The following is a 17,879-nucleotide window of genomic DNA, read 5'->3' as shown; positions in this document are numbered from 1 at the left end:
TACGCTAAATAGGTCGGTACTTACGACTGCGAGAGCGTGGCATCAGTGACCACGTAGCGCAGTACCATCTCGGTAACATGATCTTCCAGTTTGCGCTGGTTCTCAGGTGAGGCTTGTTGCCAATCAAAAATCCGCGAAAAGGTGTGCTGGTTTGAGACATTGAAAAATGACAGCGCGCTAATCAGCCAGTGCAGCTCCCGTGGATCCAAGCCTTCGCGAAAACAGCCGGCCTCTAGACCGCGAGCATAGACACTGGTGAGCGCATCAATCACCCCGGCATTGAGTGACTGGATCAACTCAGACTGCGCCAAAAAGCGGCCATGATGAATATTTTCGATCATTACCAGGCGAATAAAGTCGGGGTTTTTGGCGTGATGGCAGAAGGTAAACCGCACGAGTCGGCTAAGTGCTTCAAGCGGGGCCAGATGGTCAAGATCCAGCTCGGCCTCTTGAAGTCGCACTTTCTGGTAAGCGGCTTCCAGAGTGTGCAGATAGAGCGTCTCTTTATCATTGAAGTAGTAGTAAATCATACGCTTGGAGGCGCGGGTTTTCTCGGCGATCTCATCGATCCGGGCCCCAGAGAGGCCTTTTTCGGAGAATTCGCGGGTGGCCACCGCAAGAATATCGGCGCGCACGGATTCGGGGTCATTTTTACGCCGTCGCCGCGCGGCAGGAGGGCTGGCCTTGGTCGAAGGGGCTGTCATAGAGCATGCCTTTTATTGTCGTGGTCGTCTTTGGTCTAGTATGCCACAGCTTGACTGAACGTACCATTTCGTACATTGTTGATTATGACAGGATGGAACGGCTAAACACGCCACTGATTTAGGCTTTTCCAAACCTTATAACAACGACCCAACAAGAGGACAACAACAATGTCTTTGACCCCTGTGTTTACAAAATCTGTGTCTATAAAGAAACGCGCCCTAACGGCGGCCCTTGCTACGGTTACGCTGGTTGCCGCTGCTAGTGCCTCCGCCCAAACGCTGCGCTTTGCCCACGTTGATCCTGATGACTGGACCACCTCGAAAAAAGGTGCGGCCGGTCAAGTGTTCAAAAACCTGGTGGAAGCCGAAACGGATCTTACCGTGGAGCTCTACCCTGCTGGCGCGCTAGGCGGTGAAACCGAACTGATTGAAGGCGCGCAGGATGGCACCATCAGCATTGCGATGGTCTCCGGTGCCTATGCCAACTTCTGCCCGGCGGTCGCCGTGACGGATATCCCTTACACCTTCCCGTCAGCGCCCGTTGCTTGGCAAGTAATGGACGGCGAATTCGGCACTGCATTGGCTGAACACTGCTTGCAGGAAACCGGCCTACGCACACTGGCCTACGGCGAAACCGGCTTTCGCCACTTCACCAACTCTGTGCGCCCGATTCACTCGCCGGAGGATATGCAAGGGCTGAAGTTCCGCGTACAGACCATTCCGCTCTACCTGGAAATGGTCAGCGCTTTGGGTGGCGAACCCCAGGGTATCGCCTGGGGTGAAGTGCCCACGGCGCTTGCTACTGGCGTTGTCGATGGCCAAGAGAACCCTATCTCGGTGATCTACGGCAATAATTTCTATGAGTTTCAGGATTATTTGACCCTGGATCGCCACGTTTACGGCGTCGATCACCTGCTGATTAACGACGAGATCTTTCAGTCGCTAAGCGAGGAGGAGCAAGCCGCAGTAAAACGTGCCGCTGTGGTCGCTGGCACCACTGGCCGTGCCATCCAACAGTTCAACTCAGCCGAGGGGATCACCAAACTGGCAGCCGAGGGCATGGAGATCACCCAGCCTACCGCTGAACAGATGGAAGCCTTCCGCGAAGCTGCTCAGCCGCCGGTTCAGGCGTACCTACGCGATGAGCTAGGCGATGATGCCGAGTGGATTGATCGCCTCTCTTCCGCTGTGGAAGAGGCATCCGCACGCTTCTGAACCCCGCCTGATTAAAGCGCTTTGCGAGTGGGCCTTGGGTGGCCCACTCGCGACCCTGCGTACCTGACTAACGATTGAAGGTGCTCTTATGTCTCATCTTCTCGCCCGTATACACCGCGGCCTAATCCTGTTCAATGGCAGCTTGGCAGGGCTTGCCATGGTGATGATTTTCCTGCTGGTCGCAGGCAATGCCTTTGCGCGCTATACCTATGGCGGCTCCATTACCTGGGGAGAAGACACCGCCATTTACCTAATGATTTACGGTCTGATGTTTGGCATGTCCTGGGCGTACCTGCAGGACAAGCACATCGGCTTTGATCTTATTCGTCGTTTACTGCCGCCACGTTGGGTGCGCTGGCAGGCCGTTGCTGTCGATTTGATGGTGCTGGTGATTGGCATCGGCTTAATGCTGTCGGCAGTTGAGTTTATCGCTGCGCGCGGTGGGCGCACCTCATCCAGCACGGGTATGCCGATGTGGCTGTTTCAAGCCTCCATGCTGATTGGCGGCGGGTTGCTCAGCCTCTCTGCACTGGTGATGGCGGGCCTGCGCCTGAGCACCCAGCAGGGTGAGGAGACATCAGCATGATTTTTATACTGCTTATCGCCCTTATTCTGCTTGGGGTGCCGTTTGCCTTTGCCATTCTCGGTTCGCTGACAGTGCTGATGAGCGTCGGCGATTTGCCCTACCACATCCGCATTGTCTCGCAGCAGTTTTTTGGCGGCATGGAGTCCTTCCCATTGCTGGCCATACCGCTGTTTATTTTGGCGGGCGAGCTGATGAACGAAGCGGGTATTACTCACCGAATTATTAACTTGGCCACCGCCATTGTCGGCCGCCTGAAAGCCGGGCTGGCGCACGTGAATATCTGGGCGTCGGTGATTTTTGCCGGCCTCTCTGGTTCGGCGATTGCCGACACCTCTGCGCTTGGACGGGTGTTTGTGCCAGCCATGGAGAAAGAGGGTTACCCGCGGGATTTCGCCGCGGCGCTTACCGCAGCGTCTTCGGTCATTGGCCCGATTATCCCACCGAGTATTCCGGTAATTATTTACGCGCTCACGGTATCTGGCGTGTCGGTACCGGGACTCTTTCTAGCCGGTATCGTGCCCGGGCTATTGCTCGCGTTGGGACTCTCGCTCTACGTCTATTTTTTCGCCGGTGATCTGGGCGCGGCACAGACCAAGAAACAGTCACGCCGCCATGCCCTTTTGCATGGGTTGCTGCCTGCACTCATGCCGGTGTTTGTGGTCGGTGCCATTCTAGCCGGTATGGTTACGCCCACCGAGGCGGCGGCTTTTGCTGTGGTCTACGCGCTGATTCTGGGCGTGGTGCTCTACCGCAATATCAAACTGGTGAACCTGCCAGCCATCTTCGCCCGCGCCATGCGCGATAGCGCAGTGATTATGGTCATCATGGGCGCCGTCTCCGCCGCCAACTGGGTGCTGACATTCGAGCGCGTGCCCAACATGCTCACCGAGTGGGCACTGATGAGTATCGATACCCAGTGGACCTTCCTGATCGCCGTGATTCTGCTACTGCTGGTGGTGGGGCTGTTCCTGGAAGGCATCGCGGCCATTTTGGTGCTCGTGCCGATCCTTCACCCCATTGCCATGGCGCTGGGTATCGACCCGCTGCACTTCGGTATCGTGGTGATTTTCAACCTGATGATGGGGCTAATCACACCGCCCATGGGGCTCTGCCTGTTTGTCGCCGACTCCGTCTCCGGGGTGGGCATGGGGCCGATTATCCGCCGCATTTTACCGATGCTGGGCGTGCAGTTTTTGATCCTGCTGCTGATTACCTTCGTACCGGCGCTGGTCACCTTCCTGCCGCGCCTGGCGGGTTACTGATATTACTCAAAGTAAGGAGCGTGATGCCATGTACTCATCCATTGCCACGGTTTGCCTAAGCGGCTCGCTGGAAGAGAAGGTAGACGCCATCGCCCAAGCGGGTTTTGAAGGGCTTGAGCTGTTTGAAAACGACTTAACCGCGTTCACCGGCACGCCGCGGGAAGCGGGCGAGCTGATTCGCGCCCGCGGACTTAAGCTGGTCACGCTCCAGCCGTTTCGCGATTTCGAAGGCCTGCAGGGGCGCGCCCGGGAACGGGCGTTCGACCGCGCCGAGCACAAGTTTGACCTGATGGAGGAGCTCGGCACGGACTTGCTCATGGCCTGCAGCACCGTTCACCCCGACTCACTGCCGGGTTTAAGCCGCGCCGCCGATGACTTCTATGAGCTAGGTGAGCGTGCCGCACGACGCAATCTGCGCGTGGCCTATGAGGCGCTGGCCTGGGGCCGCCATATTCACGACTATCGCGACAGCTGGGAAGTGGTGCGCCGCGCTGCCCATCCCAATGTCGGCCTGGTACTGGATACCTTCCATATCTTCTCCCGCCAGACGGAGCTGGGCACCATTGGCCGCATTCCGGGGGATCGCATCTTTCTGGTACAGACCGCCGATGCACCGCGCCTCTCCATGGATCATCTGTCGTGGAGCCGCCACTACCGCTGCTTCCCCGGCCAGGGCGAACTGCAGATGGATAAATTCATGGCCATGCTGGACGAGACCCGTTACGACGGCCCGCTCTCCCACGAGATCTTTAACGATGTGTTCCGCATGGGCCACAGCGACCAGACTGCTCGCGACGGACTGCGTTCCTACCACTTGCTGCGCAGCATGCAGGGCGACAGCGGCATTCCCGCGCCCCAGCCGATCGAGTCGGTCGCCTTTCTGGAGATTGCCGTTGAGCCCGACGATTTAGCACCGCTGCGCGAGTTGCTAAGCGCCCTGGGCATGGCCTGCGTGGGGCGCCACCATACGCTCAACGCCGAACGCTGGGCGGCGGGCGACGTTAATCTGGTGCTCAACACCGAGGCGCACTTCACCGGCCGTGTACCGGGTCGCGACGCTACCGCGGTTACCGCTATTGGACTGCGCGTAGGCAACGCCTATGAAGCGTTCAAGCGCGCGGATAAGCTGGGCTACGCTATTGTCGAGCCCGAAGAGGTGGGCGCCAGCCACCGCATGAGCGCACTGCGCAATGTGGACGGCAGCCTCTCCTATATCATTGACGACTCGCAACTTAGCCGTACCTGGGATCGTGAGTTCACTGTGGATGTGCAGCCCGTTCCCCAGAGCGCGCTGGTGGATATCGACCATATCAGCGTGGCGCTCTCCTACCATGACTACCTCTCGCTGATGCTGCAGTACCGCGCTATTTTTCAGCTGGAGCCAACGCCTTCCTTCGATGTCACCGACCCCCGCGGGCTGATCCAGAGCCAGGTGCTGCAAAACTACAACGGTCGCTTCCGCCTGGCGCTTAACGCCAGCGCCTCGCCGGATACCGCCAGCAACCGCTTTGTGCGCCAATACGGCGGCTCGGGAGTTCACCATGTCGCCCTGCGCACCAACGCCATGCGCGACACCAGCGCAGCCCTGCAACAGGCGGGCACGCCGGTACTGCCGATTCCCGGTAACTACTATCGCGACCTGGCCGCACGCGTTGACCTTCCTGCACAAACCCAAGCGTGGATGCAGGCGCACCACATCCTCTTTGACCAAGACAGCCATGGCGACTTCTATCAGCTGTATACCCAGCCTGGCCGTCAGGCGTTCTTCTTTGAGCTGGTGCAGCGTGATGGCTACCAAGGGCTAGGCGCGCCGAATGCCTTTGTGCGCGTCACCGCGCAGCAGCGCCTGGAAGCAGAAATTGATGGCATGGATCAAAAAACGCCAAAGCACCCCACAGGAGGAAGCCAAGCATGATTAAACTCGGTCTGGTAGGAGAAGGCATTGCCAAGTCGCAATCCCCGGATTTACACGAACGCTTGGGCGCTTCGTTGGGCGAGCCGGTACGCTACGATTTAGTCGACAGCCTGGGCGTGTCAGATTTTGACTTTCCCAACGCTATAAAAAAGCTGCGTAGCGAGGGCTACCGGGGAACCAACGTTACGTTCCCTTTCAAAGAAAAAGCCGCCCAGCTGGCTGATATTCGCGGCGAAGGGGTGCTCCGAGTGGGTACCGCCAATACGCTGCTGTTCGATGAAAACGGCCTGCGTGCGGAAAACACCGATTACACCGGTTTTATCAGCGCCTACCGCCACTCCTTCGGTAGCCAGCCTGCGGGGGAGGTGCTATTGATTGGCGCCGGTGGCGTGGGCCGCGCAGTGGCATGTGCACTGGGTGAACTCAATGTCAGTTGTCTGCATATTCTTGAACGTGACGCCACGCGGGCAGAAAACCTTAGCCGGGATCTTAACGCCATGGGTATTAGCGCGGCGTGCGTCACCCCGGAACAGGCGCAAAGAGAGCTTCCCAAGTGGCAGGGCGTGGTCAACTGCTCACCCATCGGCCACATCAACCACCCGGGTTGCCCAATTGATACCACCGGGCTTAGCGATCAGCACTGGGTCTTTGATGCGGTCTATATCCCCGCCCACACCGAGCTGTTAAACGCCGCTCAACGGGCGGGCGCCAAAACGCTTTCGGGTGTTGACCTGTTTGTGTTTCAGGGCGTGGATGCGTTTCGCTTTTTCACTGCGGATCGTATCGCCCCTGCGCAGATCGATCCGCATGTGATACCGCTGCGTACCCACTACATAGAACAGCTCGTCGCGCCGTCTGCTCACTCCGAACCATAAAGTTCGGGCCATAAAGCTGGTCATAAAGTTCTGGTCAAGAGGTTCTGACCATGAAGCTCGAGCGATGCAGCGCGGGTAGTGAAGCGCTGAAAAAATAACGTACAATTATTCGTTATTCGAACACTACTATTTCCTTTGGGCGCTAAAGAGGCCGCTATGCTTGCCATTCTTGCCATTACCACGCCTATATTTCTGCTGATTGGGGCGGGTTATCTCGCAAGATGGAGCGGCATTATCCAGCGCGAGCAGGTGCAAGGGGTGGGGGTATTCGTGCTCTACTGCGCGCTGCCCGCGCTAGTGATTCGTGCGTTAACCCAGCAGCCTCTGGAAGAAATTTTCAAGCTCAACTACCTGGTAGCTTACGGCCTGGGCTCTATCGTCGTGTTCAGTGGGGGGTTACTGCTGTGCTTAAAACGACAGCGCCAGCCCCTTAACGCCAGTGCCATGCAGGCACTCGGTATGGCGGCGGCCAACAGCGGCTTTGTCGGCTACCCAGTGGCAGCCATGGTCATTGGCTCCCCTGCGGCGGTGCTCTTGGCGCTGAATATGGTGATTGAAAACCTGCTTATTATTCCCGCCGCACTGATTTTAGCTGAGCTGGGCAGCCATCAAGGTTCCAGCGTATGGAAGACGGTCAAACACACAGCGCTTAGCCTAATCAAAAATCCCGTGCTGATTGGCTTACTGGTCGGCATTAGCCTGGCGATATCCCATATACAAATACCTGGCCCGCTGTTTAAAGCCATTGATATGCTGGCCGATGCAGCAGGGCCAGCGGCACTGTTCGTGATTGGCGGGACGCTGTTTGGCCTGCAGGTAAAAGGCATGGCCAGGGACGTTGGTCAAATAGTGGTCGGCAAACTCCTCATTCACCCGTTGGCTATTTTCATCGCCTTTTATTTTGTCCCCGGTATCGATCCCCTTTATATGGCCGGTGCGCTGCTGTTTGCTGCCGCACCGTTGATCAGCATTTACCCTCTGCTCGGCCAACGCTATGGCTTAGCCGGGGTGAGCGCGGCCGCCCTGCTGGTGGCGACAATCGCTTCGTTCTTTACGCTTAGCCTGATAATTTGGTTGATGACGCTATCAGGACTCATAACGTTCTAACGTTTGAGTTTATACAAAAACAACGATTGATTGCCGCCAAGGACAACAAAAATGCCTCAACACCCTGGTCAAAACAAAACGTCTCAGCAGCACTGCGCCGTGGTGACCGGCGGCGCCAGAAACATCGGCCAAGCCATTGCCCTGCGTCTCCAGCACGAGGGTTACCACGTTATCGTGGTGGATATCGTTGAGCCGGAGGCAGAGTCTTTGCGAGCAGACGCCGTTCTGGTCGACCTTGCCGATGCTGACGCCACCCACCGGGTGATGGCGGAAATCGCTGCACGCAATAGGGTGACCCGGCTAATCAATAACGTGGGCATTGTCGCCCCGGCCCTGCTTGAAGAAACGCAGATTGAAGACTTCGATAGATTAATGCACCTGAACGTACGTTCGGCGCTGATATGCACACAGGCACTGCTACCTTCAATGAAAGCAGCCGGCATGGGGCGCATCGTCATCAATGCCAGCCGCGTGGTACTCGGCAAAGAAGCGCGCACCATTTACAGCGCCACGAAAGGCGCGCTGCAATCCATGGCTCGCACCTGGGCATTAGAGCTGGCGGAACATGGCATTACGGTGAACTGCGTTGCCCCAGGGCCCATCGCTACCAGTGCCTTCTGGGAGAATAACCCCCCAGATTCTGAGCGCGCCCGCCGCATCATCGATAATATCCCGTTAAAGCGCATGGGCCAGCCCGAAGACGTGGCCCAGGCTGTCAGTTTTTTCTGCGACGAACGTAGCAGTTTCATTACTGGCCAGACGTTGTTTGTCTGCGGCGGAGTGACGGTCGGTTAGGCCGGGCAACTCACGTTTGGTGTGATTCGTCAGTACTATTACGTGTGCCACGTCGGGATGCGGCAAAGCGATAGATTGCCAGACCGATGGAGCCCACCGTCAGCACGATGAAGACCCAGGTGATAGGCCCACGCACAAAAATCGACAAGTCGTTGGAGCCGATGAGCAGAGAACGACGCAGGTTGTCTTCGAACATCGGCCCCAGAATGAAACCGATCAGAAACGGCGCTGCGGGTATGGCGGTACGATTGAAGATGTATCCCAAAACCCCAAAAGCCAACATCAGCCCCACGTCGAAAGTGGCGTTATTGACTGCATAAGCGCCGTAGACACAGAACATCAAGACGATGGGAAAGAGGATTGACTTGGGGATATCAGCAATTAACGAGAAGTACTTGATGGCAACGTTACCCACCACCAACAGGATGACCGAACTGCACATAATACCCAGGAACAGTGCATAGATCAGCGACAGATTTTCCTGGAACATAAGCGGGCCAGGGGTTAAGCCATGCACCATAAAAGCACCCAGGATAATGGCGGTGATGACATCCCCAGGAATCCCTAGCGATAACAGCGGAATTAATGTCGCCCCGGCAACGCCATTGTTACCGGCCTCCGCCGCGGCCACCCCTTCTACCTCGCCCTTGCCGAAATTGGCTTTGTTGGGAGAGCGCCTGCGTGCATCGCTGTAGGAAATGAACGCTGCCGCTGTCGCTCCAGTGCCAGGAATAGCGCCAATAATGACGCCAATTAAGCTGCCCCGGACAATGCTTTTCATACAACGTTTGAGCTCAGAGAAGGCCAAACCAGCACCACTCGCCTTTGCCTTAATATGAGGAATGGCTTTCTTACGATAAAACTCGATAATCTCTGGAATAGCAAAAAGCCCAATCAACAGGGGGATAAAGGAGATGCTGTCCATTAAGTTGTAGTTGCCGAAGGTAAGCCGCTGTGAACCGAAGACCTCATCCAGCCCTACCATGGATAACAAAATACCTAGCAGCGCTGCCATCAAGCCCTTGATCATAGAGCCGCTGGCCAGAGAGATGATAATGGTGAGAGAAAAACAGATCAGCCAGAAAAATTCTGGTGCACCGAAGTTCAGCGCAATCTTTGCCAAGTAGGCGGCAAAAAAGATCAACGCAATGTTGGAGATAAAATCGGCAATGACCGATGAGTAAAGCGCAGCCTTTAGTGCTTTTTTGGCATGCCCCTGCTGGGCCATTGGATAGCCGTCTAGCAAAGTACAGGCCGAAGCGGGTGAGCCCGGGGTTCTGATTAGAATCGCGGTAATCGAGCCGCCGTACATCCCCCCTTTATAGATACCTACTAACAGCAGGATAGCCGCCACCGGCTGCATAGAGAAGGTAAAGGGGAGTGCCAATGCCACCGCCATGGTGGCGGTTAAACCGGGGATGGAACCAACCACCACGCCGATAACCACGCCTACGGCTATGGCCAGAAAGTTGTCCAGACTAAAGAATATGCCAACGACTTCCGAAAAGTTTTCCATAGGGCACCCAGAAAAATAAGTAGCGAATCAGAAACCGAGCGGCATTATCGGTAGTGGCACGTTCATTACTTCTACGAATAAGAGCGCCACGATAATAGGAAACAGAAATGCCAGGCTATATACCCACCAAGTGCGTACCGGGTGTGCTACGAAAAGAACTAATGTTGCCAAAATGCCGCAGAACACGGCGCCCATCGCCTCAAACAAGGCAACATATATCACCAGCGACAGCACCATTAGCACGAAACGCCGCGTGGAGCCTTTCTCAATCGCTCTCTCATCCTCCTCGGTTTTCCCTTCCAAAATGAAGGCCTGAAGAATGAGCAGAATCGAAAACAGCAGGATCAGCCAGCCGATGATCGCTGGCAGCCAGCGCGGCGACATCATTGGGTTTTGTAGGATCGGCGGTTCGTTTATATAGTTAGGCACCAGATAAAAGACCAACACGATGGCAAACCCCAGCAAGACGATGCCGGTGATGAGGTCGCTAGTATCTTTTACTTTTACTCTGCGCTTGGAACCCGAAGGTGTCATCGCGGCCTTCTCCTGGGAAACAAGAGAGGCGAGGGTAGCAGCCCTCGCCTCAGTGTTAGGACGGAAGACTACTTAGTTACTGGCTAATGCCAGCCTGCTGTGCAACGCCTTCCCAACGCTCGACTTCATCGGCAATGAACTGCTTGAACTCTTCGCCAGACACCTGACCCGGTTCCGCGCCCAGTTGATCTGCAAAGTCCAAAAACTCCTCACGTTCCATCACTTTAGCAAGGGCGTCCTGCATAACGCTTTGCGCTTCTTCAGGGAAAGAGCTGTGTGCCACCAGGCCAAACCATGCCGTCGTGACGAACTGGTCAAGGTTATACTCGCCCACTTCCGACAGTGTGGGCACATCTGGCAGGTACTCTGACCGCTCAGCGGAGGTAACCGCCAGAGCGCGCAAATCACCCGAGCGAATATGCGAAAGGACGGTCGGCATGTTCTCGAAAGAGACATCGACATCGCCGCCTAATAGCGCAGGAAGAGCCGCACCGCTGCCGGCAAAAGGCACTGCCGTCATGTTGGTTTCAGTCAGCGTCTTGAATAACTCACCGGACATATGGATGGAGCTGCCCACGCCACTGTGGCTGAACGTCATGTTCTCTTCTTTTGCCGCTTCAACAAACTCAATCACACTTTCATAAGGGCTATCGGCGGGAACCACCATGACATTGGGGATATCGATCATGTTTTGCAGGAAGACAAAATCCTCAACCGGATCATAGCCCAGGTCAGGATAGATGGCAGCGCCAATGGTGTGCCCTGGAGACGCCATCAAAATAGTGTGATCGACACCGCGGCCACCTCGAGCGAGACGCCCGGTGCCCACAGTAGAGCCCGCCCCCGGGCGGTTCTCCACAACCACGTTAGCATCAAGCTCTTGCTGAAGAAGATCCGCGACACGGCGGGACAAAACATCCGTGGTGCCACCTGGGGCATAGGGGACGACAAGACGAATATCGTCAGTAGGCCACTCATTGGCACTGGCAGAGGAGACGGTAAGACCAAGCGCTAGGGCACTTCCGCAGGCAGCCAGACATGTTGCGCTAAGGAGTTTATTCATTGTTATCTTCCTGTGTATTGCATTATTTTTATGTTCGCATTTCGTACATCTATTCGTATTACATACAGCGAGGTTACTCTTTTACTTTAGTCACAAAAAACACGACTTTAGTATAAATTATTGAAACTAAAGTGTATTTAACTTAGTAAGATAATTAGCAAACTCTGCTTCATAAATAAGAATTAGCAAATATTCATAGAGGGCGCAGCAAAATTCTCACCGCTAACTAGCTTCCAGCTACGCCATAACAACTTTCCCCGCTATTGAAATCTCATCTTATGCACTACTCGCCGATAGCATAGATAACATAATTGCGTCCAAAGCCGCCTGATAGCCTTGAGTTCCCAGTCCAGCAATAACGCCATCGGCACGCAGCGATACATAGGAGTGATGGCGGAAGCTTTCCCGCTTGTGCACATTGGAAATGTGCACTTCGATGACCTTACCCTCAAAGGCATTCAACGCATCCAGAATGGCCACCGAGGTGTGAGTATAGGCAGCCGGGTTGATAATAATCGCCTGGGTGCCATCCAACCGCGCCGCATGAATGGCGTCAATCAGCGCGCCTTCGTGGTTGCTCTGCAGGCAGTTTAGCTCCCAGTCAGCCATCACGGCTTTTTCCCGCAGCGCGTTATTGACGTCTTCCAGGGTCTCGTAGCCATAGATTTCCGGCTGCCGAGTGCCGAGCAGATTCAAATTAGGGCCGTGCAGCACTAACACTTTACCTTGGCTCATATAGCATTTTCCTTGAGCAGTTCACGATGGTCGAGGGCAAAATAGCGTGGCTGGCTGCTGCTCAGCCGCCTCGCGCTTGGCTTTATCTTTACAGAACCGCTTGCGGGCGTCGACGCCTTGAGACACAAATAGGCTAACACCGCGAATTAGCGCTGCGCGGCCTGAGCGGCCAAGCGAATGCCCGCGTTTGCGGCGCCAAACTGCTGATAGGCGCCACGCCGCTCAACGATTTCGAAGAAAAATCGGCCCGAGAAAGTTTCCGTATAGGCGTGAAAGAAGTCGCCTTCGTCGTTGCGGTCAAACAGTATATTGCGTTTACGCATTGCCTCTAACAGCTCCTCTTCCAGCCCGTAGCGCGCGTCAAGATCGTCGTAGTAATTCTGCGGAATCTTCAGCAGCGGCAACCCCCGCGCTTGGAGTTCATCCACCGTGGCGAAGATATCGTGGCTCTCAAAGGCGATCTGCTGCACGCCACCGCGAAACTCGCTCAGAAAACGCCCTGGCTGGGTATCCTGGGCCTGTGAAACCGTCAGCGGGATGCGAATAGTCTGCTCAGGGCTAATCACTGCTTGGCTGATCATCATGCCTCTTGGGTCGATAATCTCGTTCTCCGCAGCCGCATTGAAACCAAATACGGTGCGATGAAACAGTTGCCAGCTGAGTAGCTGTGTCGCAGGGAGTACGTAAGAGAGGTGATCTACCCGGGTAAGGCCTGCCTCATTGCGGCTCTCTTGGTCAAACAGCTCAAAATCGGTTCGCCACTGCAAGTCTTCAGCGGCCTGGTCATCCACTAGGTACACAAGGCTGCCTTCGATACCCCGCAGCGCTGAGATTTCCATCTCGTCTTCGCCCACCTGGCCACGGAATGTCTGTGCCTTAAAGGCTTTTGCACGGGCCAGCCCGCGCTCAACGTCATCAACACGGAAACCTACCGCACACACCGAGGTACCGTGAAGCAGCCGGAAAGTATGGGCAAAGCTATCCGTTTCAAAATTGAGCACCAGGTGAATTTCGCCCTGCTTCCAGAGTTCGACATTTTTGGAGCGATGGCGGCCCACATGGCGAAAGCCCAGTGCATCGATAAACTCGCCCAGCGGCGCGGCGCTCTCTTCTTCAAGGGTAAACTCAATAAAATGAATGCCGTTATAGCTGGGTGCCGGGGGAATAGGGCTTGCCCAGGGGCCATCCTCAATGAGGTTTTCGAGCAGAATGAGCGAGCGAAGACCATCCATAGCGGTAATTTCAGTTGGAGCAGCGCGGAAGGCGTCGCTAAAAATTTCCAGCGACAGCGGGCCGTCGTAACCGGTTTTGGCGAGTTCAGCCATAAAGGCTTTCAGCGCAAGGCGCCCCTGGCCGGGGAAGCAGCGGAAATGGCGACTCCACTGCAGTACATCCATATCCAGTAGCGGCGCATCGGCCACCTGGACGAAGAAGATTTTTTGTTTAGGGATTTTGCCGATGGCAGAGAGGTCATGACCGCGGGAGAGAATATGAAAGCTATCGAGCACTATGCCCAAATTAGCGTGATCGACTCGGCGCACGGCTTCCCAGGCATCGCGGTAGTCTGAGATATGCCGCCCCCAGGCCAAGGCTTCAAACCCCACCCTAATATTACGCTTTGCTGCCAGTTCGGCAAGCTCGCGCAAATCGGCCACTACGCGATCCATATCGTCGACGGCCTGGGGGGATACATTGCTACACACCAGCAAAAAATCCGTGCCTAGCTGTTCCATCAGTTCGAACTTACGCTCGGCACGCTTTAGATTGCGGCTACGCTGAGGTTCCGGCATTGCTTCAAAATCGCGAAACGGTTGAAAGGCAACAATCGTTAGCCCAAGTCGCTCACACAGAGCGCGCACTTCCTGGGGTGAGCCATCGAAGGAGAGTAGGTCATTTTCAAAGATTTCTACGCCATCAAATCCGGCACGGGCGATGGCTTCCAGCTTAGTCCGCAGGTCTCCGCTTAGACAAACAGTGGCAATGGCGCGCATAGCCTCCTCCCAGGTAGTGCATTCAAGCGAATGTGCTTTAGCACTACGACGCTATTATGTGTCGCTATGGCTGAGCCAATGGCTTCCCGTACAAACGACCATTGTTCGCATAACGTTCGTTAGTTCGCATTATGCCCGATAGGGTGGGGTGTCTGGCAACCAGTACCCAACTGCCAACATTGGATTAGTCATAAACTTTTACTATACGTAATAGAAATTTATTGTTAATAGAAATATTGTGAATAGAAACAACGCTTAATACATTCACAATTCTATTGCTACCGGCTAAACAAGCATGTTTCACATTGAGCTGAATAGGCCATCGCAATATTAAACCTTGGTCTTATACGAAGGTTTGTTGATTGACAGCCGCCATGCCGGCCTCTAGTGTTCGCCTTAAGTACTTAAGTTCGTAAGGCGAACGAATATCACCATTAAGCAGCACTAATATAATAATTCGTTGGAGGATAAGCATAATGACTAAGCCACTTTTCACCCAGTTGGCTATCGCCATCAGCTCCTTGGCCGTCGCGGGTGGCGCCCTCGCCGATTACCCTGCGCGTAATATCCAAGGCACCATCCAGTGGGGAGCCGGGGGCGCTACCGATAACGTGGTACGCAGCCTAACCCCCCACGTGGAAGAGGTTCTGGATACCACGATTGTTCTCACCAACCGCCCTGGCGGTACCGGCGTTATTGGCATGAACCATGTCATGCGCCAGCGCCCTGACGGCTATAACCTGCTATTTGGTGCAGAGAACCCTCAGCTATACCCACTGATGGGCTTAGCCGATTTCACCTACGATGATATGTACCCTATCAATATTATCGGCCAGGGTCGGGTTGTTATCGCGACCCATCCTAATAGCCCCTTCGATACTTTTGCGGAGCTGCTTGAGTACGCCCACGAAAACCCCGACGAGCTCAAAATGGGCGGAACGGGTGCCGGTGGCTTGCCCAGTACGATTCACGCAATGATCAACTCTGTCGACGATCTTAATGTGCGTACAGTGACCTTCGGCGGCGATGGCCCAGGCGTTACAGCCCTGCTGGGTGAACATATCGACTTTATGCCGCTAAGTCTTTCCGCGGTGGCCGAACAGATCCGTGCTGGCCGCCTGAAGGGCCTGGCCGTGCTGGGTAGCGAAGAGCTGGAAGACCTGCCGGACGTTCCACCGATTACCGATGCGCTTCCCGGACTCGATTCATTCTTGCCCTGGGGGCCGTTCTGGGGTGTCTTTGTGCATGAAGATACACCCGATGACGTTAAAGCCACCTTGGAAGATGCTTACGAGCAGGCCGTTGCCAGCGATGGTTTCCAAGAATTCCTGACTAATTTTGGTGGCGAATCGCTCAACCTAAACGGCGAAGAAGCGCAGCAATACCTGGATAACTGGCAATCCGTCACAGCGTGGTCAATGTTCGAAGCGGATGCGGTCGAGAAATCCCCTGAAGAGCTGGGTATTCCACGCCCCTAACGCTATCTTCCTATGACTTAGGGGGCAGGCTAATCACCTGTCCCCTTGGAGTCTCTGTATGACTAAAAAAATCGAACGCGTTCGGGCGGGTGAAAAAGTATTCGACTGGCTGCTGTTGCTGTTTAGTGCCGGCGTTCTCTACGAGGCTTATCGTATCGATAATGGAGTGCAGCTAAATTCAGCTGGCTCTTTTCCTGTCGGTCTAGCCTTGATAATGCTGGTCTCCTCAATAGCGATTCTTTTCAGCCATCGACGCAAGCAGCGAGATCCCCAAATTCGCAGCGCTAGCCAAGAGTTTAAAGTGTTTTTACATGAACATTTTAAAACGCATATTGTGGTGTTCTCGATAGTATCGATGCTCTATTTAGTCGCTATCGTATGGACAAGCTTCTATATAAGTACCTTTATCTTTTTAGCCGCTATGTTCATTTATTATCGTCAAGGAAAAATCATTAGCTCTTTAGTGATTGCCTCTCTCGCCATTGCGATAATTTATATGCTTTTCACGATAGTGTTTCGTGTCTATCTTCCTTGATTATGAACCCCGAGGCATCCAATGAGTGATACCTTCTCCTATCTGCTCATGGCTTGGCTTGATCCAGGTCTATTGGGCTTGACTGCCCTTGGCGTTATTGCCGGTATTTACATCGGCGCTATTCCCGGCCTCTCGGTTACGATGGCCGTCTCCATTCTGATTTCCTTTACGTTTTCCTGGGAGATTAATAACGCGCTAGCGCTGATGGTGGGCATTTACGTTGGTGGCGTTTACGGCGGTTCGCGCACCGCTATCTTACTCAATATTCCTGGTGCCCCATCAGCGGTCACTACCGCCTTTGACGGCTACCCGTTAGCCCAAAAAGGGGAAGCGGGTAAAGCAATTGGTCTAAGTACCGTAATGTCAGTAATAGGTGGTTTGATTGGTGTTGTTGTACTCGCTGCTACGGCACCACACCTTGCCGACCTTGCACTTAAGTTTGCACCCCGCGACTACTTTTTAATCGCCGCCATGGGCTTGCTATTGGTCAGCTCGCTGTCGGGTAAATCACTGGCACGCGGTATTTTCTCTGTCGCCCTGGGTGCCACCATTGGCTTGGTCGGCATGGACATGGTCACCGCCCAGCCACGCCTCACCATGGGCAGTATGGAGCTGCTGGGCGGGATTCATTACGTCGTCGTCATGATCGGCCTGTTTGGGGTCGCGGAAGCATTTTACCAGCTGCACAATATGGCCAAAGTGCCCGTTAAACAGAACGTTGACAAGATCGTTCCGCCTCTTAATATGGTGCTCAAGTTTTTACCGCTCTCTTTACGCACCTCTATTATCGGCGTCGTGGTTGGCGCACTGCCGGGCACCGGCGGCGATATTGCGTCACTGTTTGCCTATGATCACGCCAAGCGCACCGTTAAAAACCCTGAAGTGCCTTTTGGCGAAGGTGCGTATGAAGGGCTTGTGGCACCTGAAACCGCCAATAACGCCGCGGTGGGTGGCGCTTACGTGCCTATGCTTACCCTGGGCATGCCAGGCGACGCGGTCACCGCCGTTATTATCGGTGCCCTGGTTATTCATGGCCTGAACCCAGGCCCGATGCTGATGATCGAGACGCCGTATATCTTTTGGTTTACGGTCGGCAACTTGGCATTGGCCAATATTTTTCTGCTCATCTTTGGACTAACCGGTATTAAGCTTTTCTCAAAAATTGTTGAAGTGCCAAAAGCGATTATGATCCCGCTGATATTGGTGCTGTGTGTGGTGGGTACCTACTCGCTTAACAGCAGCATGACAGAAGTTTATTGGATGCTAGGCTTTGGCATTTTGGGCTACTGGTTGAAGATGTTCGGTTTTCAGATGGGCCCGATTATTCTTGGTGTTATCCTTGGCCCGCTGCTGGATCAGTCATACCGTCAGGCCATGTCATCGGTCGGCGACAGCAGTGTCGACTTCCTGCTTGCGCTGGTAATCAACCCGCTGTCATTAGTGCTTACCTCGGTAATCGTGCTGGTTTTACTGGGCAACACTCCCCTCAAAGGTTGGTTATATTCACGCTTCAAACGTAGCTAACGTTCGTATAACGGCACTTACCGTCCAGGTATAGTGCCGTTTTT

16 protein-coding genes are annotated in these 17,879 nt (G+C 54.7%); 10 read left to right on the top strand and 6 right to left on the bottom strand.

All coding sequences use genetic code 11. The features are described 5' to 3' along the window. Positions 1 to 20: 20 nt before the first annotated feature. The gene (locus J7J49_RS05290) at positions 21 to 704 is read right to left on the bottom strand and encodes a TetR/AcrR family transcriptional regulator (protein WP_215090801.1); all 684 of its coding nucleotides are present in this window, start codon (positions 702 to 704) and stop codon (positions 21 to 23) included. A 168-nt stretch (positions 705 to 872) separates the two neighbouring features. Here J7J49_RS05290 and J7J49_RS05285 point away from each other — a divergent pair, with 168 nt between their 5' ends. From J7J49_RS05285 to J7J49_RS05255, 7 genes are all read left to right on the top strand, one after another. Then, on the top strand, positions 873 to 1,919 hold the full coding sequence (locus tag J7J49_RS05285) for a DctP family TRAP transporter solute-binding subunit (RefSeq protein ID WP_215090799.1): 1,047 nt from the start codon (positions 873 to 875) through the stop codon (positions 1,917 to 1,919). Positions 1,920 to 2,007: 88 nt separating this feature from the next. Further along, complete coding sequence (locus J7J49_RS05280; RefSeq protein ID WP_215090797.1) at positions 2,008 to 2,505, top strand: TRAP transporter small permease; 498 nt, start codon at positions 2,008 to 2,010, stop codon at positions 2,503 to 2,505. Then, entirely contained in the window at positions 2,502 to 3,767 is a 1,266-nt protein-coding gene (locus J7J49_RS05275; RefSeq protein ID WP_215090796.1) for a TRAP transporter large permease, read from the top strand. Before J7J49_RS05280 ends, J7J49_RS05275 begins: the two co-directional genes overlap by 4 nt. A gap of 28 nt (positions 3,768 to 3,795) precedes the next feature. Further along, the gene (locus J7J49_RS05270) at positions 3,796 to 5,682 is read left to right on the top strand and encodes a bifunctional sugar phosphate isomerase/epimerase/4-hydroxyphenylpyruvate dioxygenase family protein (protein ID WP_215090794.1); all 1,887 of its coding nucleotides are present in this window, start codon (positions 3,796 to 3,798) and stop codon (positions 5,680 to 5,682) included. Further along, a complete protein-coding gene (locus tag J7J49_RS05265; protein ID WP_215090792.1) occupies positions 5,679 to 6,557 on the top strand; it encodes a shikimate dehydrogenase family protein in 879 nt (292 codons plus the stop codon). The genes J7J49_RS05270 and J7J49_RS05265 overlap by 4 nt, the downstream gene beginning before the upstream one ends. 156 nt (positions 6,558 to 6,713) lie before the next feature. After that, entirely contained in the window at positions 6,714 to 7,664 is a 951-nt protein-coding gene (locus J7J49_RS05260; protein ID WP_215090789.1) for an AEC family transporter, read from the top strand. A gap of 51 nt (positions 7,665 to 7,715) precedes the next feature. Then, on the top strand, positions 7,716 to 8,459 hold the full coding sequence (locus J7J49_RS05255; RefSeq protein WP_215090787.1) for an SDR family NAD(P)-dependent oxidoreductase: 744 nt from the start codon (positions 7,716 to 7,718) through the stop codon (positions 8,457 to 8,459). 10 nt (positions 8,460 to 8,469) lie between these two features. On the opposite strand, the gene J7J49_RS05250 is transcribed toward J7J49_RS05255, so the two are convergent. The 5 genes from J7J49_RS05250 to J7J49_RS05230 form a co-directional block, all read right to left on the bottom strand. Continuing rightward, complete coding sequence (locus J7J49_RS05250; protein WP_064233996.1) at positions 8,470 to 9,975, bottom strand: tripartite tricarboxylate transporter permease; 1,506 nt, start codon at positions 9,973 to 9,975, stop codon at positions 8,470 to 8,472. Between the two features lie 27 nt (positions 9,976 to 10,002). Then, positions 10,003 to 10,509, bottom strand: coding sequence for a tripartite tricarboxylate transporter TctB family protein (locus J7J49_RS05245; RefSeq protein WP_064233997.1), 507 nt, complete (start codon positions 10,507 to 10,509; stop codon positions 10,003 to 10,005). A gap of 76 nt (positions 10,510 to 10,585) precedes the next feature. Then, a complete protein-coding gene (locus J7J49_RS05240) occupies positions 10,586 to 11,572 on the bottom strand; it encodes a Bug family tripartite tricarboxylate transporter substrate binding protein (protein ID WP_064233998.1) in 987 nt (328 codons plus the stop codon). 276 nt (positions 11,573 to 11,848) lie between these two features. Further along, positions 11,849 to 12,307, bottom strand: coding sequence for a type II 3-dehydroquinate dehydratase (aroQ, locus tag J7J49_RS05235; RefSeq protein ID WP_215090785.1), 459 nt, complete (start codon positions 12,305 to 12,307; stop codon positions 11,849 to 11,851). A gap of 146 nt (positions 12,308 to 12,453) precedes the next feature. Then, positions 12,454 to 14,298: a bifunctional sugar phosphate isomerase/epimerase/4-hydroxyphenylpyruvate dioxygenase family protein gene (locus J7J49_RS05230; protein ID WP_215090783.1), complete on the bottom strand. Its 1,845-nt coding sequence runs from the start codon at positions 14,296 to 14,298 to the stop codon at positions 12,454 to 12,456. Between the two features lie 476 nt (positions 14,299 to 14,774). Here J7J49_RS05230 and J7J49_RS05225 point away from each other — a divergent pair, with 476 nt between their 5' ends. The 3 genes from J7J49_RS05225 to J7J49_RS05215 are packed head-to-tail and all read left to right on the top strand — an operon-like array spanning position 14,775 to position 17,835. Further along, on the top strand, positions 14,775 to 15,776 hold the full coding sequence (locus J7J49_RS05225; protein WP_215090781.1) for a tripartite tricarboxylate transporter substrate binding protein: 1,002 nt from the start codon (positions 14,775 to 14,777) through the stop codon (positions 15,774 to 15,776). A gap of 58 nt (positions 15,777 to 15,834) precedes the next feature. Further along, positions 15,835 to 16,311 (top strand): tripartite tricarboxylate transporter TctB family protein, encoded by a 477-nt coding sequence (locus tag J7J49_RS05220; protein WP_064234002.1) that lies wholly within the window; start codon positions 15,835 to 15,837, stop codon positions 16,309 to 16,311. A gap of 21 nt (positions 16,312 to 16,332) precedes the next feature. Further along, positions 16,333 to 17,835 (top strand): tripartite tricarboxylate transporter permease, encoded by a 1,503-nt coding sequence (locus tag J7J49_RS05215; protein WP_064234003.1) that lies wholly within the window; start codon positions 16,333 to 16,335, stop codon positions 17,833 to 17,835. Positions 17,836 to 17,879 lie beyond the last annotated feature (44 nt).

This window comes from Halomonas sp. ISL-56 (assembly GCF_018612805.1).
In the GTDB taxonomy this organism is placed as follows: domain Bacteria; phylum Pseudomonadota; class Gammaproteobacteria; order Pseudomonadales; family Halomonadaceae; genus Vreelandella.
Note: the sequence above shows the minus strand (reverse complement) of the source record. Positions and strands in the feature narration are given on the sequence as shown.